Annotated in this window: 25 protein-coding genes, 2 tRNA genes, 1 other RNA gene, 2 riboswitches and 1 other annotated feature; of the genes, 9 read left to right on the top strand and 19 right to left on the bottom strand. The window is 38.5% G+C overall.

Annotated features, from left to right (window positions below; genetic code table 11):
• Positions 1-176 precede the first annotated feature (176 nt).
• Both ffs and tadA read right to left on the bottom strand, forming a co-directional pair.
• Positions 177-442: signal recognition particle sRNA large type (gene ffs, locus ACW2QC_RS15685), an RNA gene on the bottom strand.
• 67 nt (positions 443-509) lie between these two features.
• Positions 510-980 (bottom strand): tRNA adenosine(34) deaminase TadA, encoded by a 471-nt coding sequence (gene tadA / locus ACW2QC_RS15680; protein ID WP_457544886.1) that lies wholly within the window; start codon positions 978-980, stop codon positions 510-512.
• 80 nt (positions 981-1,060) lie between these two features.
• Here tadA and ACW2QC_RS15675 point away from each other — a divergent pair, with 80 nt between their 5' ends.
• Both ACW2QC_RS15675 and ACW2QC_RS15670 read left to right on the top strand, forming a co-directional pair.
• Positions 1,061-1,594, top strand: a complete 534-nt coding sequence (locus ACW2QC_RS15675; protein ID WP_457544885.1) for an isochorismatase family cysteine hydrolase — start codon at positions 1,061-1,063, stop codon at positions 1,592-1,594.
• A gap of 68 nt (positions 1,595-1,662) precedes the next feature.
• Entirely contained in the window at positions 1,663-2,958 is a 1,296-nt protein-coding gene (locus tag ACW2QC_RS15670; protein ID WP_457544884.1) for a LysM peptidoglycan-binding domain-containing protein, read from the top strand.
• An 84-nt stretch (positions 2,959-3,042) separates the two neighbouring features.
• On the opposite strand, the gene ACW2QC_RS15665 is transcribed toward ACW2QC_RS15670, so the two are convergent.
• Together ACW2QC_RS15665 and ACW2QC_RS15660 are read right to left on the bottom strand one after the other, a co-directional pair.
• Positions 3,043-3,558, bottom strand: coding sequence for a type 1 glutamine amidotransferase domain-containing protein (locus ACW2QC_RS15665; protein WP_457544883.1), 516 nt, complete (start codon positions 3,556-3,558; stop codon positions 3,043-3,045).
• A 66-nt stretch (positions 3,559-3,624) separates the two neighbouring features.
• Positions 3,625-4,062 (bottom strand): RrF2 family transcriptional regulator, encoded by a 438-nt coding sequence (locus ACW2QC_RS15660; RefSeq protein WP_457544882.1) that lies wholly within the window; start codon positions 4,060-4,062, stop codon positions 3,625-3,627.
• A 135-nt stretch (positions 4,063-4,197) separates the two neighbouring features.
• Between ACW2QC_RS15660 and hmpA the strand changes: the two genes are divergently transcribed.
• Positions 4,198-5,433 carry an NO-inducible flavohemoprotein gene (gene hmpA, locus ACW2QC_RS15655; protein WP_457544881.1) on the top strand — a complete coding sequence of 412 codons (1,236 nt, stop codon included), beginning with the start codon at positions 4,198-4,200 and terminating at the stop codon, positions 5,431-5,433.
• A 44-nt stretch (positions 5,434-5,477) separates the two neighbouring features.
• On the opposite strand, the gene acsA is transcribed toward hmpA, so the two are convergent.
• From acsA to ACW2QC_RS15640, 3 genes are all read right to left on the bottom strand, one after another.
• On the bottom strand, positions 5,478-7,193 hold the full coding sequence (acsA, locus tag ACW2QC_RS15650) for an acetate--CoA ligase (RefSeq protein WP_457544880.1): 1,716 nt from the start codon (positions 7,191-7,193) through the stop codon (positions 5,478-5,480).
• A gap of 394 nt (positions 7,194-7,587) precedes the next feature.
• A complete protein-coding gene (locus tag ACW2QC_RS15645) occupies positions 7,588-8,397 on the bottom strand; it encodes a CPBP family intramembrane glutamic endopeptidase (RefSeq protein WP_457544879.1) in 810 nt (269 codons plus the stop codon).
• A gap of 274 nt (positions 8,398-8,671) precedes the next feature.
• Positions 8,672-8,744: transfer RNA gene (locus ACW2QC_RS15640), tRNA-Arg, on the bottom strand.
• A 143-nt stretch (positions 8,745-8,887) separates the two neighbouring features.
• Between ACW2QC_RS15640 and ACW2QC_RS15635 the strand changes: the two genes are divergently transcribed.
• Genes ACW2QC_RS15635 through ACW2QC_RS15625 form a run of 3 tightly spaced genes read left to right on the top strand, consistent with a single transcriptional unit; the run spans position 8,888 to position 11,020 of the window.
• Positions 8,888-9,535 carry a deoxynucleoside kinase gene (locus tag ACW2QC_RS15635; protein ID WP_457544878.1) on the top strand — a complete coding sequence of 216 codons (648 nt, stop codon included), beginning with the start codon at positions 8,888-8,890 and terminating at the stop codon, positions 9,533-9,535.
• A gap of 15 nt (positions 9,536-9,550) precedes the next feature.
• Positions 9,551-10,234, top strand: a complete 684-nt coding sequence (locus ACW2QC_RS15630) for a deoxynucleoside kinase (protein WP_457544877.1) — start codon at positions 9,551-9,553, stop codon at positions 10,232-10,234.
• A 21-nt stretch (positions 10,235-10,255) separates the two neighbouring features.
• Complete coding sequence (locus tag ACW2QC_RS15625; RefSeq protein ID WP_457544876.1) at positions 10,256-11,020, top strand: hypothetical protein; 765 nt, start codon at positions 10,256-10,258, stop codon at positions 11,018-11,020.
• Here ACW2QC_RS15625 and ACW2QC_RS15620 read toward each other — a convergent pair.
• Positions 11,012-11,302 (bottom strand): TIGR04104 family putative zinc finger protein, encoded by a 291-nt coding sequence (locus ACW2QC_RS15620; RefSeq protein WP_457544875.1) that lies wholly within the window; start codon positions 11,300-11,302, stop codon positions 11,012-11,014. The genes ACW2QC_RS15625 and ACW2QC_RS15620 overlap by 9 nt on opposite strands.
• Positions 11,303-11,459: 157 nt before the next feature.
• On the opposite strand from ACW2QC_RS15620, the gene ACW2QC_RS15615 reads away from it, so the two are divergent.
• A complete protein-coding gene (locus ACW2QC_RS15615) occupies positions 11,460-11,780 on the top strand; it encodes a hypothetical protein (RefSeq protein WP_457544874.1) in 321 nt (106 codons plus the stop codon).
• 47 nt (positions 11,781-11,827) lie between these two features.
• Here ACW2QC_RS15615 and proC read toward each other — a convergent pair whose 3' ends face one another.
• Positions 11,828-12,646 (bottom strand): pyrroline-5-carboxylate reductase, encoded by an 819-nt coding sequence (gene proC / locus ACW2QC_RS15610; protein WP_457544873.1) that lies wholly within the window; start codon positions 12,644-12,646, stop codon positions 11,828-11,830.
• 747 nt (positions 12,647-13,393) lie between these two features.
• Between proC and ACW2QC_RS15605 the strand changes: the two genes are divergently transcribed.
• Positions 13,394-14,137: a GTP pyrophosphokinase gene (locus ACW2QC_RS15605; RefSeq protein ID WP_457544872.1), complete on the top strand. Its 744-nt coding sequence runs from the start codon at positions 13,394-13,396 to the stop codon at positions 14,135-14,137.
• A 69-nt stretch (positions 14,138-14,206) separates the two neighbouring features.
• Here the strand turns inward: ACW2QC_RS15605 and ACW2QC_RS15600 are convergent.
• From ACW2QC_RS15600 to ACW2QC_RS15575, 6 genes are all read right to left on the bottom strand, one after another.
• Positions 14,207-14,299 (bottom strand) — tRNA-Ser (locus ACW2QC_RS15600).
• A 62-nt stretch (positions 14,300-14,361) separates the two neighbouring features.
• Entirely contained in the window at positions 14,362-15,570 is a 1,209-nt protein-coding gene (locus ACW2QC_RS15595; RefSeq protein ID WP_457544871.1) for a M20 family metallopeptidase, read from the bottom strand.
• Positions 15,571-15,594: 24 nt separating this feature from the next.
• Positions 15,595-16,413: a MetQ/NlpA family ABC transporter substrate-binding protein gene (locus tag ACW2QC_RS15590; protein WP_457544870.1), complete on the bottom strand. Its 819-nt coding sequence runs from the start codon at positions 16,411-16,413 to the stop codon at positions 15,595-15,597.
• A gap of 12 nt (positions 16,414-16,425) precedes the next feature.
• On the bottom strand, positions 16,426-17,076 hold the full coding sequence (locus tag ACW2QC_RS15585) for a methionine ABC transporter permease (protein ID WP_457544869.1): 651 nt from the start codon (positions 17,074-17,076) through the stop codon (positions 16,426-16,428).
• Positions 17,066-18,097, bottom strand: a complete 1,032-nt coding sequence (locus tag ACW2QC_RS15580; protein WP_457544868.1) for a methionine ABC transporter ATP-binding protein — start codon at positions 18,095-18,097, stop codon at positions 17,066-17,068. The genes ACW2QC_RS15585 and ACW2QC_RS15580 overlap by 11 nt, the downstream gene beginning before the upstream one ends.
• A gap of 73 nt (positions 18,098-18,170) precedes the next feature.
• Positions 18,171-18,274, bottom strand: a riboswitch (SAM riboswitch).
• Positions 18,275-18,369: 95 nt separating this feature from the next.
• Positions 18,370-18,476: riboswitch (SAM riboswitch) on the bottom strand.
• Between the two features lie 102 nt (positions 18,477-18,578).
• Complete coding sequence (locus ACW2QC_RS15575) at positions 18,579-19,556, bottom strand: NAD(P)H-quinone oxidoreductase (RefSeq protein WP_457544867.1); 978 nt, start codon at positions 19,554-19,556, stop codon at positions 18,579-18,581.
• 182 nt (positions 19,557-19,738) lie between these two features.
• On the opposite strand from ACW2QC_RS15575, the gene ACW2QC_RS15570 reads away from it, so the two are divergent.
• Entirely contained in the window at positions 19,739-21,088 is a 1,350-nt protein-coding gene (locus tag ACW2QC_RS15570; protein WP_457544866.1) for an MATE family efflux transporter, read from the top strand.
• 44 nt (positions 21,089-21,132) lie between these two features.
• Here the strand turns inward: ACW2QC_RS15570 and serS are convergent, their stop codons facing one another.
• The 4 genes from serS to ACW2QC_RS15550 all read right to left on the bottom strand — a co-directional run bounded on the left by serS (position 21,133) and on the right by ACW2QC_RS15550 (position 25,591).
• On the bottom strand, positions 21,133-22,407 hold the full coding sequence (gene serS / locus ACW2QC_RS15565) for a serine--tRNA ligase (protein ID WP_457544865.1): 1,275 nt from the start codon (positions 22,405-22,407) through the stop codon (positions 21,133-21,135).
• A 51-nt stretch (positions 22,408-22,458) separates the two neighbouring features.
• Positions 22,459-22,671 (bottom strand) — a binding site (T-box leader).
• A gap of 37 nt (positions 22,672-22,708) precedes the next feature.
• The gene (gene pdxT, locus ACW2QC_RS15560) at positions 22,709-23,296 is read right to left on the bottom strand and encodes a pyridoxal 5'-phosphate synthase glutaminase subunit PdxT (protein ID WP_457544864.1); all 588 of its coding nucleotides are present in this window, start codon (positions 23,294-23,296) and stop codon (positions 22,709-22,711) included.
• Between the two features lie 15 nt (positions 23,297-23,311).
• Positions 23,312-24,196, bottom strand: a complete 885-nt coding sequence (gene pdxS / locus ACW2QC_RS15555; RefSeq protein ID WP_457544863.1) for a pyridoxal 5'-phosphate synthase lyase subunit PdxS — start codon at positions 24,194-24,196, stop codon at positions 23,312-23,314.
• Positions 24,197-24,244: 48 nt separating this feature from the next.
• Positions 24,245-25,591 (bottom strand): serine hydrolase, encoded by a 1,347-nt coding sequence (locus ACW2QC_RS15550; protein ID WP_457544862.1) that lies wholly within the window; start codon positions 25,589-25,591, stop codon positions 24,245-24,247.
• Positions 25,592-25,914: the final 323 nt, after the last annotated feature.

Below are 25,914 nucleotides of genomic sequence, written 5' to 3'. Positions count from 1 at the left end.
CCGGGATAACTAAAGGATTACCTAAGTTTGGTAATATAAAATTTACAAAAGCCATGAAGTTGAAGGTTTAGGATCACCGAAGGACTAGTAACATCTAAATGATACGCAAATGCAAAATTAAAAAAGCTGTTTCAATGTCATAAAAACATTGAAACAGCTTTTTTATACTATGTACACCGTGCACCCATCGTCGATGCAACGTCCCTAGGCGTTACTTAAGTTCATGGCTCGACCTAGGCTTCCCCGCGGCACACAGGGATGACCACTTACTGCTGCTTCCTTCCGGACCTGACAGGATTCATGGGTCTCTGTTGCGCAGGACCTCGGTGTCAACACCAATCCCTTAAGGCAGACCCTAAAGTCGCTCCACCTCGGATGGGAATTCAACCTCGCTATAGCGGATTGCGAGTACAGGGCACCGCTACCTCCCCGCTTAGCACGGCAAGTACTATTATAACGAGTTTTTGAGGTAAATGCAATAAAAATTCATGGACAAGGTTAGGGAAACTTTATCCATCCTTTTGCTTTTTCCTTTCACGAAGTTTACGGAAAAAGTCGGTCAAAAGCTGTCCACATTCCTTTTCCAACACACCTGAAGTCACTTCTGCTTGATGATTAAACCGGTCATCATCTAACAAATTCATTAATGTTCCGACACACCCGGCTTTCGGATCGGATGCCCCGAATACAACACGAGCAATCCGTGACTGGATGATAGCGCCCGCACACATTGGACATGGTTCGAGTGTTACATAAAGCGTACAATCCTCCAAACGCCAACTACCAATTTTTTTATTTGCCTCTTCAATTGCAATCAATTCAGCATGTGATAGCGTCTGTTGGGATGTTTCCCGAACATTAAATCCGGTAGCTATAATTTCACCATTATGTACGATCACCGCACCAATCGGCACCTCACCAACCCCACCTGCATTAACTGCCTGGTCTATTGCCTCACGCATATACGTTTCATCGTTCATTACAAACACCACACTAAAGAAAAAGTTTTAAATTTAGAAAAAAGGTTAAAAATAAAGGAAGAAATGAAAGGAGCAATTCGATGAACACGTCTCTTGAAAATAGTGCTGTTTTATTTATTGATCTTATTAACGATTTTAAATTTGAACGTGGTGAACGATTACTTCATCACACAAAGGAAATTTTACCACATTTAAAAAGGCTAAAATCATTTGCTAAAGAAAATAAACTTCCTATTATTTATATTAATGATCATTACAACTTGTGGCAAGCAGACTTTCACCGAATCATTGATTATTGTAAAAATGACAGCAGCCATGAAGTAATTGAAGCAATGATACCTGATCCCGATGATTACTTTTTTATAAAACCGAAACACTCGGCTTTTTTTCAAACACCATTACAATCATTATTAACCCATCTAAACAGGACACATCTGATTATGTCAGGAATCGCTGGTGATATTTGTATATTGTTCTCAGCCAAGGATGCTTACATGTATGAATATTCCTTACACGTACCCGAGAATTGTATGGCATCTAATGAAAAACAAGGAAATGAATATGCCCTCTATTTAATGCGCTCGGTAATGGATGCAAATACTAGACCAATTTAACAAGCATATATAAAGCATTCTCCGCATAATGTGTAAGTAGAGTTAAAACAGAAGGGAGGATGTTTTTCATGCAAATTTACGTAATAAAATCAGGGGATTCACTTTACCAGATTGCAAATACATACGGGACAACAACAGAAGCACTTATTGAAGCCAATGAACTTGATACGCCAAACAATCTTGTGGTTGGGCAAGCACTGGTTATTCCGATAATTGGCCAATTTTATTTTGTTCAATCTGGTGACAGTTTATCTTCCATTGCCCAGAAATTTAATATATCTGTTCAACAGCTGGCACAGATTAATAATTTTCCAATTGGGAATACACTACCAGTAGGATTGCGGTTATATATCCCTCCACAACCGAAAAGGGAAATCACGGCAAATGCCTATATTGAACCTTACGGAGATACTGTCTCACAACCACTAATAAATGCTGCAACAAACAATACTCCATATCTTACCTATCTCGCTCCATTCAGTTACACAATTAATAATGATGGTACATTAAACCCACCACCATTGGATAACTTCAAACAAATAGCCGCAAATAATAATGCATCCCTAATGCTTGTTGTCTCGAATCTTCAAGGAGGCCAATTTAGCACTGAATTAGGCAGAACGATCCTAACCAACCAAACCGTACAAGATCAATTATTAGATAATATTATTGCAACTGCAAATGCTGGTGGTTACCATGATGTCCATTTTGATCTTGAATTTTTGCCACCGGAGAACAGGGAAGACTATAATTCTTTTTTACGAAAAGCAAGGGATCGACTACATGCCAATGGGTTGTTGCTGTCAACTGCCTTAGCACCAAAAACAAGTGCAACACAACAGGGGACATTGTATGAGGCACATGATTATGCGGCCCATGGCGAAATTGTGGATATGGTCGTGTTAATGACATATGAATGGGGTTATAGTTATGGTCCGCCATTAGCTGTATCACCGATCAATGAGGTGCGTAAAGTAGTCAACTTTGCCGTAAGTGTTATGCCTGCAGATAAAATATTACTTGGACAGAATTTATATGGCTATGATTGGACACTCCCTTATGAACAAGGGGGTGAACCAGCACGAGCAATTAGTCCCCAGCAAGCAATCACAATTGCACGCGAGCAAAACGTGGCAATTGAATATGACAAACTCGCACAGGCACCTTTTTATCACTATAGGGATGCTCAGGGAAGCCGCCATGAAGTTTGGTTTGAAGATGCCCGTTCGATCCAAGCCAAATTTGATCTAATAAAGGAATTAGACTTACGAGGGATCAGTTATTGGAAACTTGGATTAAGCTTTCCGCAGAATTGGTTATTACTCAGGGATAACTTTACAATAAGGAAAAATACAGGAACTTAGTGGAAAAATGATAGGGGGGGCACCACACCTATTAATAAGAAGATATAGAAGTCCCCCAACATATAACGTTGGGGGACCCGTCCGCTATTTCAATAAATTTAATGCTTCCCGATTAAACGCTGGAATATCATCTGGCTGGCGGCTTGTTACTAATTGATTGTTACAAACAACTACTTCTTCATCCTTCACATTAGCACCCGCATATTCCATATCCACTTGAATGGATTTATATCCAGTTGCCGAACGACCTTCCAGTGACTTGGCTGTGATAAGCAACTGTGGTCCGTGACAAATTGCAAATACTGGCTTTTTGACATCCATAAAATGCTTGGCAAACGCAACAAATCGATCATCCGCACGTAATTGATCCGGTGAAAAACCACCTGGAATAAATAGTGCATCATAATCATCTGGATTTACATTATCAATACCTTCATCGATTGTAACGTTTGCCCGATTATTTTTCCCTGTAACTTCATTACCTTTTTCCTTTTCAATCGTCACAATTTCATGTCCAGCATCTTTAAATGCCTTTGCTGGCTCGGTATATTCTACATCTTCAAACATATTTGTTAAAACTGTTGCTATTTTTTTACCCATTTTTATCCGCTCCTTCTTGAAGATGATACATAATAGGTTTTCCCGCCTTAAATAAAATAAAACATACTAGTCCATATTCATTAACCGGATCAGGTATTTATCGTTGGCTATCAAATCCTTCAATGTATATTGATCAAGTACATGTAAAAAGGCTTGGAGCGCTTCATTTAATACATGCTTTAATTTACAGGCAGGCGTAATGACACATTGATTTGTAGCATTATCAAAGCACTCCATCAAATGGAAGTTATCTTCAAGTTTACGTACAACTTCACCAACATTAATTTCCTCAGGATTTTTAGCTAACCGAATCCCACCATTACGACCTCTCACTGTATTTAATAGATTCAATTTGTTTAGTTCATGAACGATCTTTCCCAAATGATGCTGGGATATGGAGAAAGTTTCGGAAATTTCCTTAATACTTGCTAGTTCTTTGTCATGCTTCATACTGGTGAAAATAAGTACACGTAATGCGTAATCTGTATATTTCTTTAGGTTCATCGTCCTACTCCTTGTTAATTATTTCACAAATTTGTAACAGTATTGCTCATTTACCCTATTGATACCATGTAAACAGTTATTATAAAATAAACATGTATACAAAATACATCTTTAATAATAAAGGAGTGCTTTGCTTTGGTAACACAAGTAACAACAGGATTAGAGAAAGATACTAGGGATATTGTAAAAGCTACTGTACCAATTTTGCAAGAACGTGGCGATGAAATTACAAAGCGATTTTATCAGCTAATGTTCGAAAATCATCCTGAACTAAAAAATATTTTTAACCAAACCAATCAACGAAAAGGGGATCAATCAAAGGCTCTCGCGAACACGGTATATGCAGCAGCTGCTAATATTGATCACTTGGAGGATATTTCACCTCAAGTCAAACAGATTTCACAGAAGCATAGAAGTTTAAATATAAAGCCAGAACATTATCCAATCGTTGGAAAACATCTATTATTAGCGATGAAAGATGTGTTGGGGGACACGGCTAATGATGATGTAATCAACGCATGGGAAAAAGCATATTCGGTTATTGCTGGCGTGTTTATTGATACGGAAAAGCAAATGTACCAGGAGATGGAAAATACTGTTGGTGGCTGGATTGACTTTCGTGATTTTAAAGTTGTTGACAAAGTAATAGAAAGTGATGTGATTACCTCTTTCTATTTGGAACCAGCTGATGGTAATCCATTTCCTGCATATCAGCCAGGGCAATATATAACAGTCAAGGCTGAGATTGAAGGGGAATCTTATACGCATTTACGACAATACAGTTTGTCATGTGCACCTAGTGAAGGTGTTTATCGTATCAGCGTTAAACGGGAGGATGCTATAGGTGATAACCCTGCTGGAATTGTATCAAACTACTTGCATTCTCATCTTGAAAATGGAAGCATTCTACCAATCAGTGCACCATCTGGAGATTTTACGCTAGATCAAAATGATACTCGACCACTTGTTTTAATCAGCGGCGGTGTTGGCCTGACACCGATGATGAGTATGCTGCTCACTACTATGAAAGATCAGCCGGAACGCGAAGTTTACTATATTCATGCCGCGCAAAATGGCAAAGTACATGCGATGCGGGAAACGGTTCAAAGCTTAGCAGAACAACACAAACACGTACATGCTTTCACCGTATATGATAAGCCACTAACTGAGGATGATGGTAATTATGATAAATTGGGCTACATTGACCATGAATTCCTAAACACGGTATTATCGACAAATGATGCGGCCTTTTATTTCTGTGGGCCAATAGGATTTATGAAGGCAATGTATCAAAATCTTAAAAAATTACATGTTGCAGATCATGATATTCATTATGAAGTATTCGGCCCTGCAACAGCTATTGCGGAATAGTAATTATATGAAAGGAAGGGTGCCACCGTTGGCACCCTTTTCTATTACTCTTCTAACGTCGATGTATCTCCAGTTGGCAGTCCTAGTTCCCATGATTTCAGCAAGCGACGCATGATTTTACCGCTGCGTGTTTTTGGAATCGTATCTTTCACTTCAAGCTCACGAGGAGCGGCATGCGCTGCTAAGCCTGTTTTGATAAATTGACGAATTTCTTCCAGCAATTCAGGTGAATCTTCATAACCATCATTTAATGTAATAAATGCTTTAATGATCTCACCACGCTCTGGATCTGGCTTACCGATAACACCTGCCTCAGCAACAGCTGGATGCTCAATTAGCTTGCTTTCTACTTCAAATGGACCAACACGTTCACCAGATGTATTAATGACATCATCTAACCTGCCCTGGAACCAGAAATAGCCATCTTCATCTCTGTAAGCACTGTCCCCGGATACATACCAGCCGTTTATAAAGTAACTTTCATATTTCTCCGGACGTTTCCAGATCTTCCGCATCATCGCTGGCCAACCTTGCTTTATTGCCAGATTCCCCATTTGGTTTGGTGGTAGTTCATTTCCTTCGTTATCGACAATAGATGCCTCGATTCCTGGGATTGGTTTGCCCATTGATCCTGGGCGAATTTCCAATGATGGGATATTAACAATAAGTTGCGCACCTGTCTCGGTCATCCACCATGTATCATGGATCCGTAATTTAAATGCCTCTAATCCCCATGTAATAACTTCTGGATTTAATGGCTCCCCAACACTCATAACATGACGCAATGAGGAAAGGTCATATTTTTTCACAATATCTTCACCAGCACTAACTAGCTTTCGTAATGCCGTTGGAGCGGTATACCAAACTGATACATTAAATTCATCCAATGTTCCATACCATGCATCCGGTGTGAAACGGCCACCACGAACTACATTTGTCACACCTTTTAACCAAGGTGCGAATACACCATAACTTGTACCAGTTACCCAACCTGGATCGGCTGTACACCAATATATATCATCATCTTTTAAGTCAAGGACCCATTCAGCAGTAGCATATTGTTGAATCATTGCATTATGAACATGATATACCCCTTTAGGTTTTCCAGTAGATCCGGATGTATAATGGATTACCATCCCATCTTCCAAATCAACCCACTCGATGTCAAAGTCAGTTGATGCCTCTTTCATTTCGCTATTATAGTCGATGTATTTAGCGGACGTTTCATTGTTATCGCCAACAAGAACAATTTTCTCAAGTGCTGGAAGATCTTCTTGTGGAACACGTCCTAACAATTCAGGTGTTGTGATGAGCATTTTTGCCTCACTATCCTGTAAACGGTCACGAACTGCCTGCTCCATAAATGCTTCAAATAATGGACCAGCAATAGCTCCTGTTTTTAGAATCCCGAAGAACGTAGCATAAAATTCAGGACTTCTCGGGAGGAATAAAAACACTCTATCTCCCTTTTCTATATTGTTTTTCTTTAACACATTGGCAAATTGATTACTTCGTTTACGCAACTCATCAAATGTCACTTTTTCTTTCCGATCAGGTGAAGAATACAATAAGGCTGTTCTATCTTTCTTAGTTGGATCTTCTGCATGACGATCAATTGCTTCATACGCAATATTTACTTTTCCTGTTTTATTCCAGCTAAAGTTTTCTTTCATATCGTCCCATGAAAAATTTTCTCTTGTCTTTTCATAGTCTTGTAAGTTGTAATTACCTTCTTGTGCAGGTATACGTTGCATATCCATCCAATCACCTCATTTATAATTTTGAAATCGGTTACAATTTCTGTTTATATATAGTTTATTTTCAACTGGCAACAAAAATGCAATTGAAAATTGTTCAAACATTTTGGTAACTAATTTCTATTTTAGAACACTTTGTGACACTTTTAAAGTAAAACACTCAAAATTGAGATATCTTTTTGTGTGGGAACTATTGTAAAATACCAATCTACAATATGATCATTGGAATTTGCCAAAATAGGTAATTAGTTAATGGTGGTGAAATAACGAGGTAAAATAAGAGATTAATCTCATTTGAAATTGTTAAATATACATATTTTAAGGACATAAACCAATGGTATGGAAAAATACTTATTCCCTGAAATAAAATTCTGCTAGATTATATCCTATCCTAACATCATTTCCATACGTTTTTTTGGTATAGAATCTCCTTAGGATTAATAACAATTATTATAATTGCGACAACAAAATAAAAAAGCATAACATATACCAAAATGTCTAATAAATCTCCTTTAATCAACACCAGAGAAAAGTTAAATAGTTGATGAGTAATAATCGGTATCACTAAATTCTTATTTAGGTTGTAGAACAACGTCACAATAATTGAAAAAGATATAATTCCAATCATAAAAAACACAATGTACTTGATTAAATTCACTCCGGTATAACCCGTGGCAAACCATAGTGGAGTGTGCCAAAATCCCCATAAAACACCTACTAATAGGGCTGATTTCAAAGGAGAGTGTTTCTTTTGAAGTTCATTTAAAGCATATCCTCTCCAACCTAATTCTTCGCCTAAAGGTCCTCTTACTAAGTTATCCAAAAATGCAAGAAACAACAACCCAAGACCTGTAAATGATAATGCTAAGTTTTGAGTATCGTTTATAATTGATAAAAGAAATATAGTCACGGCGATGATTATAACTTGAATAATCACCACGTTGCCAAGAACTGAAAACCTAATTTTTGGAGCAAATTGTTCTTTTACAAAATCCTTTAACCTTAATCCCGGATAGATCCTTTTAAATAAAAGAACAAATGCAAAGGTTGATGACCATGCAGAGATGATTTGCAAAATGTTTGTTATACTCCCAGGCGCACCTAGAAATATGCTTATACCGATTACCATAAACAACACAAAGAATATTACATAACTTGTGATAACAAAACCTACAAATGGGCTCTTTAATGCTTTTTTCTCTTTCATAATAAATCCACCCCTTTAAAATAAACCGTTCGTAATGGATTATATTATATTATTATTTGAACTCAAATTCTTCAGACTAGGGGCTGAAACTCTATTTTTACTCATAATTTCTTTAATACCACTTATTCAAGAATCTTGCCCTTAATGGAATAAGATGATTGAAGTTTTTAAACAACTTATTGTAAATTAAACACTCCCTTTTGCCACTCAACACTTCAAACAAAAATATAGCAAGGGCTTAATCCATTAAGCCCTTGCTATACATATCATATTACGCCCCCGGCAGGATTCGAACCTGCGACGCATAGTTTAGGAAACTAACGCTCTATCCCCTGAGCTACGGGGGCAAATAAATGAACAATAACCATTATACAAAAAGTAACGAACAATGAAAAGCATAACATCCACTTTTTCCACATGGAACCGTCACTTTTTATATGATAAAATAAAAGACATCTGCTTATACCGTGTTTTGATTGGAGGGGAAGTTATGGCAGAGGTTCCATTTATCGCAATAGAAGGACCGATTGGAATTGGAAAAACATCACTTGCAAAAAAACTTTCTGTCCATTTTAATTTTCATTTATTAAAAGAAATCGTCGAGGAAAACCCGTTTCTCGGCAAATTTTATGAAGATATTGATGAGTGGAGTTTTCAAACGGAAATGTTCTTTTTGTGCAATCGATTTAAACAATTAGAAGATATTGAACAGAAATACTTAAACCAAAACAAGGCAGTTATTGCCGATTATCATATTTCTAAAAACATGATTTTTGCCAAACGCACACTGCAACAAGATAAGTTCGATAAATACGAACAAATTTACCACATTTTAACGAATGATATGCCTGTTCCAAATATGATGATCTACTTACACGCGAGCCTTGATACTATTTTAGCTCGAATTAAACAGCGTGGAAGAGATATTGAACAAAACATTAAATCGTCTTACCTGGCACAGCTTTCCCAGGATTATGAAGATTATATGAATGAATTCGAGGTGCTTCATCCTGACATTCCAGTAATTCGTATTAATGGCGATGAAATTGATTTCGTCAAGCAGCAAGATGATTTGAATGCAATTATTAAACATGTGGAACGACATCTCACTAATAATAAAGTAATATCCAAACAATGAAGGGGATCACCAACAATGAATTTACGTGAAAAATACCATATTCCGAACGACAGCATTATTACGATTGCTGGTACAGTCGGTGTAGGGAAGTCAACCATGACAAAAGCACTCGCAGATGCACTAAATTTTAAAACTTCCTTTGAAAAAGTGGAAACCAACCCGTATTTAGAGAACTTTTATGCTGACTTTGAACGCTGGAGTTTTCATTTACAAATATATTTCCTTGCTGAACGTTTTAAAGAGCAAAAGAAGATCTTTGAATATGGTGGTGGGTTCATTCAGGACCGCTCCATTTACGAAGATACGGGTATTTTTGCCAAAATGCATTACGAAAATGGTACCATGTCAAAAATCGACTATGACACATATACAAACCTATTTGAAGCAATGGTCATGACACCTTATTTTCCACATCCAGATTTATTGATTTACTTGGAAGGGACCATGGATGAAATTTTGGAACGAATTCAAGATCGCGGACGTGAAATGGAGAAAAACACTCCAATCTCATATTGGGAGGAAATGTATACACGTTATCACAACTGGATTAACAATTTTAACGCCTGCCCAATTTTGCGAATTAATATTTCGGATTATGATTTGATCAAAAAGGAAGATTCAATCGAACCAATACTGGAAAAGATCGGCCACTTTATTCAACAATCACGAAGGTGGAAGTCAAGAGAATTAATCAAGTAAAGGCAAACGAGGGGATACCGTGTGTATTGCCTCGGTTTTATTGCCCAAAGATGGAAAAGAGCTCTGGAGAGTTTTCGGGGGTTATCCGGCGACTTTTCGCTTTTGTCCGGCGACTTTCCGCTTTCTTCCGGCGACTTTACGCTTTTGTCCGGCGACTTTCGGCGTTCGTCCGGCGACTTTCCGCTTTCGTCCGGCGACTTTCGGCGTTCGTCCGGCGACTTTCCGCTTTTGTCCGGCAACTTTCGGCGTTCGTCCGGCGACTTTCCGCTTTCTTCCGGCGACTTTCCGCTCTTTTCCGGCGACTTTCCGCTTTCTTCCGGCAACTTTCGGCGTTTGTCCGGCAACTTTCGGCGTTCGTCCGGCAACTTTCCGCTTTCTTCCGGCAACTTTCCGCTTTCTTCCGGCGACTTTCCGCTTTCTTCCGGCGACTTTCCGCTTTTGTCCGGCGACTTTCCGCTTTCTTCCGGCGACTTTCCGCTCTTTTCCGGCGACTTTCCGCTTTTGTCCGGCGACTTTCCGCTTTCTTCCGGCAACTTTCGGCGTTTGTCCGGCAACTTTCGGCGTTCGTCCGGCAACTTTCGGCGTTCGTCCGGCGACTTTCCGCTTTTGTCCGGCGACTTTCCGCTTTTGTCCGGCGACTTTCCGCTTTTGTCCGGCAACTTTCGGCGTTCGTCCGGCGACTTTCCGCTTTTGTCCGGCGACTTTCCGCTTTTGTCCGGCGACTTTCCGCTTTTGTCCGGCGACTTCTCGCTCTTTTCCGGTGACTTTCCACTTTATTCAGGTTAAATATTCCCTCTCCTTGCTAAACTCCTCAATAAAAGGATACGTTCCAACGATTATCATAAATAAGCATACCGCTATTATAACAATCGCCATAATTGAAATATCAAATGCAGAAAGTGGAAAGCCTAGAAAACCGAGTAATGAAAATAGATTCATCTTCCACTGAGACTTCGCGGTAACATAATTTACATGCTGACAATTTGGACAGTGTTTTTTAATCCGGAACGTTTTTCTAACCGTCTCTCCGTATGTCCACTCATGATGACAATGCTGACATGTTGGCATAATTACTACACCTCATTTACGTTATTAATCTCATTATAATTCTATTTCTTTACCTAATGCCATAATTCCTTTTATAAGGCGTAATTTACATCACCGAAAATACACAGCGAATTATATATAGCAAATGTAATGCTTAGAAAAGATGGAGGGAATTTATATGGCTACGGTTCGCATGGAAAATGAAAAAGATATGGTTCTTGAAGCTGACTTGCCTGACTTGCAAATTCTCATTGATGAGGCAACGAATAATTTTGACCGGTACAAAGATGAAATTGCCGTAATTTACGAGAAAATGCCTAAGTTTGATTATAAATACTTTTGTCTTTACGCCTATTCTACCTATCACTTATTAGAAGCGGCGATGGATTTCGATACAAGTAATGTTGGCCACTTCCGCCTAGAAGCACCAGATGAATTTTACTACGCATTCTATGGCATGATTGCAACATTACATACACATGCATTGGTTGAAAACTAGTTTTTAGTAATGGGAAACAGGATACATTTGCTGTTTCCCATTACCAGTTAATCCTCTTTTTTACCCAATTCGATTGAGCGTTCCCTTGCACTTCTTACACCGTTCATAATGGTTTGCTGAAAGTCATTTCTATCTAAGGTCTCAATTGCCGCTTGAGTTGTTCCCCCTGGACTTGTTATCTTTTCTCTTAATATATTGGCAGTCTCCCCAGCATTCTGAAGCATTTCGCCGGCACCCACAATGGTTTGAGTGATTAAAGCCTTTGCTATATCTTTATCCAGACCCGCTTCAATAGCCGCCTTTTCCATTGCCTCTACTACATAGTAAAAATATGCTGGGCCACTTCCAGAAATACTTGTAACTGCATGCATATCTGCTTCATCGACAATCGTCGTATAACCAATTGTATTAAATAGTATTTCAGCCAATTCAAGGTGTTCCTGTCCTGTACTTTTCCCTGCTGTAATTGCAGTTGCTGAAAACCCAATTGATGCAGATGTATTAGGCATTGCGCGAACTATTGGAGCGGTTTTGCCGATTTTCTCATGAATATAGGCAGTTGAAATTCCTGCTACAACAGAAATAATCAATTGACCTGATTGAATGTGTGTTTTAACTTGGTTTATGGCTTCTTCAATATCATATGGTTTTGTAGCAAATATAATAATATCAGCATCTTCTATAGCTTGCGATTTATCTGTTGTTTCATTAATGTCATATTGTTGCTGAAGTTTTGCTAAACGTTCTTGATTACTTTTGTTCGTTACAAAGATCTGATGATTCGTTAAAAATCCATTTTTCAGGATCCCAGATATAATCGATTCAGCCATCGACCCCGCTCCAACAAAACAAACCTTGTTAACCATTTGCACAACACTCCTCTATTAATTAGACTTTTTCGTAATGCTTGTTGCTTTTTATTTTCGTAGTTGATAAAAAAATGCGACACAGTGACAATTCTTTTTTATGATGTTTTCTCTCATTCTAATAGGGGGTGAGTGCTTGAATCTGCTCCGGCAGAATACTTCGCTTTCCGAGGAGGCTGAAGCATTCCCCATGGAAAGCAATTATTTCCCCCAAGCCGCTATTTACCACTCATCTTGTAAAGGATGGGAGAAAGTCACGTTAAAAGTTACGTCACACTTTATATCTATTTTGTAAAAACAAAAAATATTTTCGATGGGGCGAGTAATCGCAGTCCCAATCTTTTAGAAAACAGTTTTTAACTAAAAAAACCCACTCCGTCCTAATTGAAAAGGACGGAGTGAGGTTTACATCCGCGGTACCACCTATTTTGACATTAATATCTATGCCCAGCTTGAATTGGTAACGCAGTAGACTGCGGTTAGTATTTGCCTAACAACTCCCAGGTAGGTTCACGACCTTAGCTATCGATGGAACCTTTCAGCCGGTGAATTCCAATCTCTATCGAACTAACAAATCGTTACTGGCCTGTTCTTCATTTTTCTATATTGATATTTTAACGTAATATACGCTGTTATAAGATAAATGTCAAGATCATTTGTTAAAATATTTTAATAGTTGCGTTATTTTAAGCCGGAGTATAAGTTCGTTATAATAAACATAAGACCAGTAAGAGGGAAGGTATACGAATGGACGATGACACAAAGCAATTACAACAAATGAAACAAATAAAAAATGAATTAACACGTTTCATGATGACATATAAGTTTGGTTTAGATGAGATGAACACTAAATTCAGGATCTTAAAAGAGGAATTCCAACACATTCATGACTATAATCCGATTGAACATATAAAATCACGCTTAAAATCTCCTGAAAGTATTTTAAAGAAAATGTATCGCAAAAACCATGAAATTACGCTTGAATCAATCAAGCAAAATATTCATGATATCGCAGGTATTCGTGTTGTCTGCTCATTTATTTCCGATATTTATAAAATAAGTGAGATGATTCAGCAGCAAAACGATGTTACCGTTATCGAATGTAAAGATTATATACAGAATCCAAAACCAAATGGCTACAAAAGTCTTCATCTTATTTTATCTGTACCTGTTTTTATGTCTGATCGTGAAGAACAGGTTTTTGTCGAAATTCAAATCCGTACCGTTGCAATGGATTTCTGGGCTAGTCTCGAACATAAAATCTATTACAAATACGATAAATCAATACCAGAAAATTTGACAAAGGAATTAAAGGATGCCGCAACCGTAGCTAATGAATTGGATAAACGAATGGAGCAGCTTCAAAGGCAAGTAAATACCATTAAGAATCAGGATGTACCAGAGAGTGAATTGAGTCTATTACAAGTTAACAATGAGAAGTTTCATTTCCCTACTGACATGTTGAGTTCCCTTCTTAACAACAACAATTAATAAAAATAAAGCCGCTACAATTGTAACGGCTTTATTTTTTATCTCCAAATTTATGCGCTTTTTAATGAATGGAGGAGGAAGAGGGATTCGAACCCCCGCGGGCTTTGACACCCCTGTCGGTTTTCAAGACCGATCCCTTCAGCCAGACTTGGGTATTCCTCCGTTTCGACAAGAACTAATATATCATGTAGACAGTACCTTGTCAAACGGAAAAATACATTAAACTATACCTCCACAGTTTTCTCCAGAAACTCTTGATATATTTTGTCATATAACGATTTATTGATTAGGATCTCTAGAATGGTTAAAGCAATTGCCTTTGCACCCAAGATAAGTGCCTGATCCCCTTTTTCAGATCTAGCCGCTTCCCTAAATTCAACCGTATGACCTACTAAATCACTTGAACCTATCTTGATATGTGGATGAATAGTAGGCACAACTTGACTAACGTTGCCTGCGTCGGTAGAGCCTAAAGCAGATTTCTCCTCTGTATGAACTGTCTCCCCTAAGTCCTCAATTACTTCTTTAAATACATTGTCAAAGGTACGATTAATAATAAAATTATCTACTTCATTTTGAAATGCAGAGACTTTTACCGTTGCCCCAGATGCCAATGCTGCTCCATTTGCAATACCTTTTACCTTTTCTGTAACCTCATTTAACACCGTTCTAGTCTGAGCTCTTATAAAGAATCGTGCTTTCGCATATTCAGGTACAATATTTGGTGCAGCACCTCCATCCGTAATGATGCCATGAATCCGAACATCAGACGGCAAGTGTTGGCGCAAAGCATTGATCCCATTGAATAGTTGTATAACACCATCCAGTGCATTGATTCCTTTTTCTGGTTTTGCCGAAGCATGTGCCGGCTTGCCGAAAAATTCAAAGTCTAGTGGATCAACACCTAAGGTTGGTCCAGTTAAATTTGTTTCATTGCCAGGGTGGAGCATAATTGTTGCATCAATATCTTTTAATAAGCCTGCCTTTACAAAGCTTCCTTTTGCACTACCATTTAGACCACCTTCCTCTGCAGGTGTTCCAAGCACAATTAGTTCTCCCCCAATTTCATCAATTATTTTACTTAAGGCTACAGCCGCCGCAACACTTGTTGTTCCGATAATATTATGTCCGCACGCATGGCCTATTTCTGGAAGGGCATCATACTCAGCTAAAAACCCAATTCGCAATCCTTCTTTTGTTCCTCTTCTTTTAGCTAAAAACGCTGTCTCATGTCCTGCTATTCCCTTTTCAATAACAAATCCTTCATGACTAAGAATATCTGTTAATAACCCAGAGGCAAAAAACTCCTCATTGCCAATCTCTGGCTTATCATGTATCGCGTGACTTGTATGAATATATTTCTCTTCATTTTCCTCTATATTTTCAATAATACGTTGTTTGATTTGATCCAATCCCTGTGTAATAACAGTCATTATCATCCGCTCCTCTATATTTTTTTAGTAACCAATTTTACTTAACGGTACAAATGTTGGTATTGAGTTTCCATTACGTTCTTCAATAATAAAATCTGCAACATCGTCTGATTGATAAATCTCTGCCAACTTGTTTAACACCTCATCATCTTTGTCTTTTGACTGGACAGCAATGATATTAATGTATGGTGTTGCCGTTTCATCCTCGTGATAAATGGAATCCTCTAAAGGACTAAAGCCAGCGTCTACAGCAATTCCATTATTAATAATTGATGCATCAACATCCGGCAAAACACGCGGGGTTTGAGCCGCCACCAATGTTTCAATCTGTATGTTCTTTGGATTTTCGGCAATTTTATCAATTGACCCATTCCCATCAAAATCATCTACTAGCTTAATTAGGCCCGCTTCTTGAAGTAATAACAATCCTCGGCCCATATTCGTTGCCTCTTTTGGTAAAGCAATTGTCGCACCATCGGGTAAATAATCTACTGAATCATATTTTTCAGAGTACAACCCCATTGGTGCAATGACTGTTGTTGCAATTGGAGTAAGATCTAAATCATGTTCTTTAATAAATGCGTCAAAATAGGAGACAGTTTGAAAGGCATTCACATCAATCTCCCCTTCCGCTAATGCCAAGTTTGGTTGAACATAGTCGGAAAAGCGAACAATCTCAACGTCAATTCCCTCCTTTTTTGCCTTTTCTGCAACATAATCCCAAATCGTTGTGTCAGAACCACTAATTCCTACTTTTACACTTGATGCCGCATCACCACTTGAGCAAGCACTGATGGCCATTGATAAAATCATAAATAATAATAGAAAACAAACTTTTTTCATAATCCTCTCTCCCTATCGTCGTCTAATTTTTCTTGATAGTATATTTCCAGTAGATTGTAGACCTTGAACCATGACAACAAGTATCGCCACTGTAATAACCATAACTACCGTGTCAAAGCGCTGATACCCATATGTAATTGCTAAATCCCCAAGTCCACCACCACCGATCGCACCAGCCATCGCTGATGCACCGATTAATCCAATCGTTGCAATCGTTAACCCTAATAAAAGTGAACTTAATGCTTCTGGAATTAAAAAGCGAATTACTATTTGTCTAGGCGTTGCCCCCATTGCTTGAGCGGCCTCCATGACACCAGGATCAACCTCTAATAGTGAGTTTTCAATCAACCTAGCAATATACGGACCTGAAAATAGTACCATTGGAACAATTGCTGCTGCGGTTCCAATTGATGTTCCTACAACTAGTCGGGTAAATGGAATAACTGCAACCATCAAAATAATGAATGGTATCGATCGAAACACATTTACAATTGCATTTAGGACGTTAAATACTGGAGCATTTTCCCATAAATGTCCTTTACGTGTTACAACGAGCAGGATTCCCAATGGTAAGCCAATGATCGTAGCGAATAATAATGAAAATGCAACCATCGAAACTGTTTCCCATAGGGCCGCGAGAATTTGATCCCAATCAACTAACATCCTCTAATACCTCCTTAACCGTTACTTTTTGTTGGTTAATATGCATAATAACTCTACTCACTTCTTTCGTTTCACCTGCAAACTTCACAATTAAGTTACCAAATGGTGTCCCTTGCAATTCCGTAATACTACCAAACAAAACATTTACCTCTACATCAAATCGTTTAGCTATTTGCGATAACAGCGGATAACCTGCTGATTCCCCAACAAAAACAATTCGATAAATTTGATTGGTAGATTCTTGGGATTCAATTAATTGATGGACTGATTTCGGTATTTCATCGTGCATGACTGTACTTACAAAATTATGGGCAATTTCCGTTTTGGGCTGGGCAAATACATCAAATACAGATCCTGATTCAATCACTTTACCCTGGTTAAGCACTGCCACCTTATCGCATATTTCACGGATAACCCCCATTTCATGAGTAATGATTAGAATGGTAATGTTATATTCCTGATTAACTTTCTTCAAAAGCCTCAAGATTGAATTCGTTGTCTGCGGATCAAGTGCCGATGTTGCCTCGTCACACAATAGAACGGATGGCTGTGTTGCCAAGGCTCGCGCAATACCTACTCGTTGTTTCTGGCCACCTGAAAGCTGATCTGGGTAATTATCAGCCTTATCACTCAGTCCGACAAACTCCAACAGTTCATTAACTCTTTTTTTAATTTCTTCCTTAGGTGTCTTCATTAGTAATAACGGCATTGCCACATTCGTAAAAACCGTTTTTGAATTTAGTAGATTAAAGTGTTGAAAAATCATTCCGATGCTTCGTTTTGCTTCCCTTAGTTCCTTTGGAGAAAGACTGAGTAGATCCTGATTATTTACAACTACTTTTCCAGAAGTCGGTCGTTCAAGTAAATTCACACAACGTATCAATGAACTTTTTCCGGCGCCACTAAATCCAATAACACCATATATTTCGCCTTTTTCGATCTGTAAATCAACATCATCCAGTGCCTCTATCTGTTGTTCGCCACTTTGGTATATCTTCGTTACGTTCTCAAAAGTAATCATTATTCCCCTCCTCTTTAAAATGAAAAAATACCCCTTCTTGAAAAACAAGAAGAGGCATTTACGGGTTTCCCTCTCCTTATCTTTCAAGCCTATTGCTTGCTGGAATTGGCACAGTACTTTTACAAGTCCGCTGCCGAGGTATCATAGGGCCAGCCCCTCCACCTCTCTGGATAAGAAGTCTTGCTATTTAGTTGTTTATTTGCATATGGAAATAAAAAATCCCTCCTTATGATATTCATAAGAAGAGATTTGCATTTTAATTCCGCTCACTCTTCTTATTTTTCAAGCGAATGCTTGTTGGATTTGGCACAGTTCTTTATAAAAAAGTCCGTTGCCGAGGTTTCATAGGGCCAATTCCCTCCACCTCTCTGAATAAGAAGTTACAAAATATTCATTTGATATTGTTTAATACAATACTACCGTTATGAAGCTTTGTCAATGCATTTTTTAAAAATTTCAAAAGGTGGTATTGTAACAATGATTAGTTAACAGAAATGACTATCTTACCAATATTTTTATTTGCTTCCATATATCGATGTGCTTCTTGAATGTCTTTGAATGCAAAGGTATGGTCAACAATTGGCTTCAGCTTTTTCTGATTGAATAGGGGGATTGCCTTTTGAATAAATTCCTCTGTCAAAGCTTTTTTATAGGCATCACTTCTTGGCGTTAATAATGTCCCTTTCAGATGGATTCGCTTTGCAAGAATTGACATTAAATCTACTTTTTCAACCTCTGTTCCACCAAGTACACCAATCAGCACCCAGCGTCCATCGATTGCAATGCTTCGTAAGTTTTTCTCCCAATAGGAAGCACCAATGAAGTCGAGTATGACGTTTACCCCTTCTTGATCGGTGGTTTTTAAAACTTCCTCCGCAAAGTTCTGTTCTTTATAGTTAATTCCAACATCTGCGCCAAGCGACTGACAAAAACCTAATTTTTCTTGTGAGCCTGCCGTTGTAATAATTTTTGCGTTTGTCATTTGCTTGGTTAATTGGATAGCCGCTGTACCAACCCCACTTCCACCTGCATGGATTAGAACCGTATCTTGATCCGTTAGATTACCCAACCAAAATAATGTTTGATATGCGGTGAGAAATACCTCTGGGATCGCTGCCGCCTCTTCAAACGATAAACTTTCCGGAATCTGTATTACTCGATCAGCCGGCATAATAGTATATTCTGCATAACCCCCGCCATTTACCAGGCCCATCACTCGAGTTCCAGTTTCTATATCTGTTCCCTCTGCAGCCTCTACCACTTCTCCAGCAATCTCAATACCTAAAATTGGATTTTGCATATATCCAGATTTACCTTCACGCGTCATGATATCAGTACGATTAACTGCAAATGCTTTTACTTGAATTAACAGTTCCCCACTACCTATTGTTGGTTTCGGAAATTCCTCAAATTGTAATTGTTCTGCGCCACCAGGGTTATTAACTGCAACTGCTTTCATTATATAGCTCCTTGTAAACTTATTTTTGTTGGAAATTAGTATATCATAATAGCGTATGTACAAAAAGAATGTCGAAATATATCGATCCGGTCAGGCAGTGTAATTTTGATTCAGTTTAATGGACTATCCATAACGGGGAGATTAAAATAGATGGTAATTTGTATTCTCAGAGGTGAACCGATATGAGCACTTTAAACCAGCGTTTAGCGACACAATCTGCAACCAAAAGTTTTTTTCAATACTTTATTCCGACACTACTTGGTATGATGCTGATGTCTGTGAATGTTGTCGTGGATGGTATATTTGTTGGAAATGGGGTTGGCCCTGTTGCTTTAGCCAGTGTGAATATTGCGGTACCCGTCTTTTCTATTATCATTTCCATTTCTTTGCTTATTGGAGTAGGTGGCGGGACACTGTACTCAATGGCAATGGGAGAGGGGAATAAAAAACATGCACAAGGACTATTTACTATTTCATTTGCCTTTCTAACACTTGTAACGATAATTATCTGCTTGATCAGTTATTTGAATATGGATGGTCTTGCTAAATTATTTGGAGCAAATAAAGAAACGCTTCCTTATACGGTTGATTACATGAGAATATTGTTGATTTTTTCATTAATTCTAGCCTGGGAAAATTTTTTCAGTATTTTTGTACGAAATGACGGTGACCCACAACTGGCCATGATTGGTTTAGTTGTTTCTGCACTACTCAATATTTTGCTAGATTATTGGATGATCTTTATCCTTAATTTGGAGGTAACGGGCGCAGCGTTGGCAACGGTGATTGCAACTTTTGCAGGTCTTATCATTTATTTGTTTCATTTCTTTAAAAAAGATTCCGGTTTGGTATTTGTTAAAGCAAAATGGAAAGTAAAAGATGTAAAGCGAATTTGCTCGATTGGTCTCCCTAGTTTTTTGTCTGAAGCAGGGACAGGTATTTTTGTAATGGGATACAATATTGCAATAGCCTATTATGCCGGTACAACTGGACTTGCTGCCTTTTCCGTTATTAATTATTTGCATACATTTATGTTTTTAGCATTTATCGGCATTGGTCAATCCATTCAACCAATGATTAGCTTCTATTATGGTGCCAAACAATTTAATTCCATTAAAGAAACCGTGAAAACTGCCGAAATATCAGGACTTTCGCTTGGTATATTATTTTTAGGCATTGGTTATTTTGGAGCTGACTTCCTTGTGTCGATTTTTGGTGTTGCATCCCCAGAAATTGCTGAACTTGCCGCCAAAGGAATCAAATTGTTTTTCCTTGGTTATCTATTCATGGGGACAAATTTCATCTACATGACCTATTATCAATCAATCGGTTATGTCCGTCCTTCTGTCGGTATTACCGTCTTCCGTGGATTTATTCTGTTAATAGGAATGCTATTAATTCTACCACTTTGGTTCGGAACTACTGGGGTTTGGCTTGCATTACCAGTAGCGGAAGGAATAGTGGCGATTACACTAATGATGTTTGCACGCAGTGGCGTCATGCGAAAGGGATTAAGCTCACGTGGGTTTTAATGTTAAATCCCAGGCTATTAGTAAGCCTGGGATTTTTATTTGGGTTAGCTAATAACGTCTTTTCCACCCATATAAGGTCGTAATACTTCTGGCACAACAACAGAGCCATCCTCTTGCTGATAATTTTCTAAAATAGCTGCAACCGTTCGACCAAGTGCTAAACCAGATCCATTTAGTGTATGAACGAATTCCGGTTTACCCTTTTCCTCACGGCGGAAGCGAATTCCTGCACGTCTCGCTTGGAAATCTTCAAAGTTTGAACAAGAAGATATTTCACGGTACGTATCCTGGCTTGGAATCCATACTTCAATATCATACTTTTTCGCCGCAGTGAATCCTAGATCACCTGTACACATGCTCATGACACGGTATGGCAAATTTAGTAATTGCAATACTTTTTCCGCGTGACCTGTTAACGTTTCTAATGTTTCATACGAGTCCTCAGGTTTCACAAAATGAACAAGCTCCACTTTATTAAATTGATGCTGTCTGATTAGTCCTCTTGTATCTCTTCCTGCAGATCCTGCCTCTGAACGGAAGCTTGCACTAAATGCGACATATTTTCTTGGCAAGTCATCGCCTTTTAAAATATCGTCACGGTGATAATTGGTTACAGGAACCTCAGCAGTTGGGACTAAGAAGTAATCCCAATCTTCAAGTTTAAAGGCATCTTCTTCAAACTTCGGCAATTGTCCTGTCCCAGTCATGCTTGTTCGGTTAACAATATACGGTGGTAACATTTCTTCATAGCCATGTTCATCAGCGTGTAGATCCATCATGAAATTCATAAGTGCACGCTCCAGACGAGCACCCAACCCTTTATAAAAGACAAACCGGCTACCCGTAACTTTTGCAGCTGCCTCAAAATCTAGGATATTTAAATCTGTCGCAATATCCCAATGCGGTTTTGTTTCAAAGCGAAATTCAGGAAGCTCTCCCCATTTGCGCGCCTCCACATTATCATCTTCATCTTCACCTACTGGCACACTTTCATGCGGAATATTCGGGATAGAAAGCATAATATAGTCTAATTTTTCCTCAATTTCCTTTAGTTCTGTATCATATGCTTTAATTTGTTCGCCAACCTCACGCATTTCTTTAATAACGGAGTCAGCATCTTTTTTCTCTTTTTTTAATACAGAAATCTGCTGAGATACTTCATTTCGCTTTGCTTTTAACTGTTCTGTTTCAGAAATCAACTTACGGCGTCTTGCATCAAGGTCCTCAAACTTTTCTAGTTCTGATAAATCTTCACCGCGATGATTTAGCTTTTCTTTTACTTCTTGAAAATTATTACGTAAATACTTCATATCAAGCATAATTGTTTTCCTCCTATTTATCAGTACATACAAAAAACTCCCATCCCTATAACTAGGGACGAGAGTTTATTCCCGCGTTGCCACCCTTATTGAAGCATACATCTTCCGGCTCACAGTGATAACGGCACTTAACCGGGTTTACCTACTATTAATTTCAATAAACCAGTTCAAGGGTGGATTCACAGTACTCTTTCATCGATTCACACCAACCATCGACTCTCTAAAGAAAGAGCTACTATTACTAATTCCTATCTATACTTTTTAGGGTGTTCATTTAATTAACATCATAGCTAATTTCCAATTAGGATGCAAGCTTTTTCTTAGATTGTTCCACCATCTCAACAAAATATTCCATAAATCGATTGTCATCGGTCAATTCAGGGTGAAAGGCAGTACATACATGATGCCCCTGTTTTACTGCTACAATTTTTTCTCCATAGCTTGCAAGAACCTCAACATCAGGGCCAACTTCTAGTACATATGGAGCGCGAATAAACACAGCATTAAAATCATCAGCAACATGTGCAATCGAAAGTTCCGCTTCAAAACTTGCAACCTGACGGCCAAATGCATTTCGGGCAACCTTCATGCCAATTAAGCCAAGATGTGCCTGATCCTGTCCATCAATCACACTTGCCATTAAAATCATGCCAGCACATGTACCGAATATCGGTTTTCTGCTGCCAAACTCCTGTATAGCAGTAAAAAAATCATAGCTATCCATCAATCGGCGCATTGTTGTGCTTTCTCCACCGGGAAGAATCAGACCATCAATTTCCTCTAGTTGTTCTCTACGCTTTATTTCAACTGCTTTTGCCCCAGACGCCTCTATGGAACGAATATGTTCACGAACTGCACCTTGTAATGCAAGTACACCAATTGTGGTCATAGCAATTCCCTCTTTCTACTCGCTGCGATCCTGCATACGATCTGCAGCTGTGAGTGTACTCATTTCAATCCCTTTCATGGCAGTACCCAAGCCTTTTGAAAGTTCACCGATTAATTGATAATCTGTATAATGTGTTGTTGCTTCAACAATTGCCTTCGCAAATTTCTCAGGGTTGTCTGATTTAAAAATACCAGAACCTACAAACACACCATCTGCACCTAATTCCATCATTAACGCAGCATCACTTGGTGTTGCAATTCCACCTGCTGCAAAGTTCACAACTGGCAAACGGCCTTCTTCACGAATTTGCAATAAAAGCTCATATGGCGCACCAATTTCTTTTGCAAATGTCATCACTTCATCTGCAGACATTGCTGAAAGCTTGCGGATTTCCGATTGTACCTGACGCATATGACGTACTGCTTCGACAATGTTTCCTGTACCAGGTTCTCCCTTTGTCCGAAGCATAGATGCACCTTCACCGATACGACGTGCAGCTTCACCTAAATTACGACAACCGCAAACAAATGGCACCGTATAATCTGACTTTCTCAGATGGAAAACTTCATCTGCCGGCGTTAGAACTTCACTCTCATCAATATAATCAACGCCCATTGCTTCTAAAACGCGTGCTTCAACAATATGACCAATACGTGCTTTTGCCATAACTGGAATGGATACTGCATTTAATACTTCTTCCGTAATGGTCGGGTCTGCCATTCGAGCTACACCACCTGCAGCACGAATGTCGGATGGAACACGTTCTAATGCCATTACAGCAACGGCCCCTGCTTGTTCTGCAATTTTTGCCTGTTCAGCGTTAACAACATCCATGATAACGCCGCCTTTTTGCATTTCTGCCATTCCACGTTTCACTCGATCTGTACCAGTATTTCCCATGTTGTTTCCCCCTGTAATAAAACTTTTCTAACTATTTCATTTTACTACTTAAAACCAACCTTTTACAGTATCAACAATCGTTGAGAATAAATTACTGAAAAAGCTACCGATTGCTCCTAGCAAAAGCATAAACCAGTTATCTTTTTCAACATCCTCTGTTGTTACAATATCAACGGTATCATTGGACTTTGCACCATCAATATAACCATAATCATTTTCCCCGCCAAATGTAACTTCAGCCGTACCTATTTTCTCGCCTTTTTTAATTGGTGCCTTTAGTTCACCATCTTTATTCAATTTATCTTTATCAATTTTATACGTAATGTTATATTTCTTTTCCTGTCCTTTTTTCACAGGTGCTTTGATTGCCTTATTTGTTGCAATCTCTACCTTATCTTCTTTACCTTTTGCTACTGGAAGTGTCTCTTTGTCTTTTAATTGGTATCCTTTAGCAAACAATTCTTTTGTTTGGAAATTGGAGAAACCATAATCAAGTAATTTTGCTGTCTCTTTAAAACGAGCTTCATCACTTTTTGTCTTCATAACAACAGAAATCAAGCGCTGTCCATCACGTTCTGCCGTACCTGTAAAACAATATCCAGCAGCATCGGTATATCCGGTTTTTAAACCATCTACACCTTCATAATAAAATTGTGTTAAAGAACTAGCAGCTTTTTTATCATGTGGCAGCATCCAGTTCCAATTACGAATAGTTTGATCTTCAAATTTTGCCTCAGGGATACTGGAAATCTCTAATGCTTCCGGATAATCCTTAATTAGGTTATATGCAAGTAATGCTGCTGATCTGGCTGATAATAAATTGTTAGCATCAGCTTCTGTTCCTTCTGGATAATTTTCGCCAAGGTCCGAATTTGATAATCCAGTTGCATTAACAAACTTATAATCAGGAAGTCCCATTTCCTCCGCCTTTTTATTCATTAACTTAACAAATTCACCTTCAGAACCTGCAACTAGTTCCGCAAGAGCGATTGTCGTACCATTGTCAGAGTTAATTGCCATTGCTTCATAAAGCTGACGTACAGTATAATCTTGATCCTGCGTTAATCCTACACCTGAAAATGTAGAGTCTGCTGATATACTGTATGGATAGTCACTAATCTGTGTTGTTGTGTCCCAGCTGACTTGACCTTTTTCGATAGCTTCCCATACTAGGTATTCGGTCATCATTTTGGTCATACTAGCTGGAGGGAGTGCAAAGTCTGCATTTTTTTCATATAAAACTTTACCTGTGTCTGCATCAACTAAAATGGTTGATTCAGCTTCAATATCTACTGTTTCTGCAGCATTTACTGAAAACGGTTGTAAACTTAACGATGCCATTACTACAAGCATGACCAGTAATAGTGACATTTTTCTTTTTAATTTGTGTTTCAACTTTCTCTACCTCCACCGATAAATAGTATGCATCTTTGTTATTTTACCACAAGAATCGACAAAAAAATAGACAGGGAATAGTCCCTATCTATTTAAAACTTATATAGGAAAACACTACTACATTATATATATGATAACTTTCATCAAGGCTGTTTTCTAATAGATTGTGTTTTTTGACACAAAGGATGTAAACTGCGACATAACTTTAGTGTGACTTCCTCTCATCCCTATATAAGATGAGTGCTAATCCAGCGCTGCGGAAAAATACTCGCTTTCCATGGGGAACGCTTCAGCCTCCTCGGAAGAAAACCACTTCCTGCGGG

The organism is Virgibacillus sp. FSP13 (assembly GCF_054048505.1).
The sequence above is the reverse complement of the archived record's forward strand: the minus strand, read 5'-3'. Positions and strand labels throughout refer to the sequence as shown.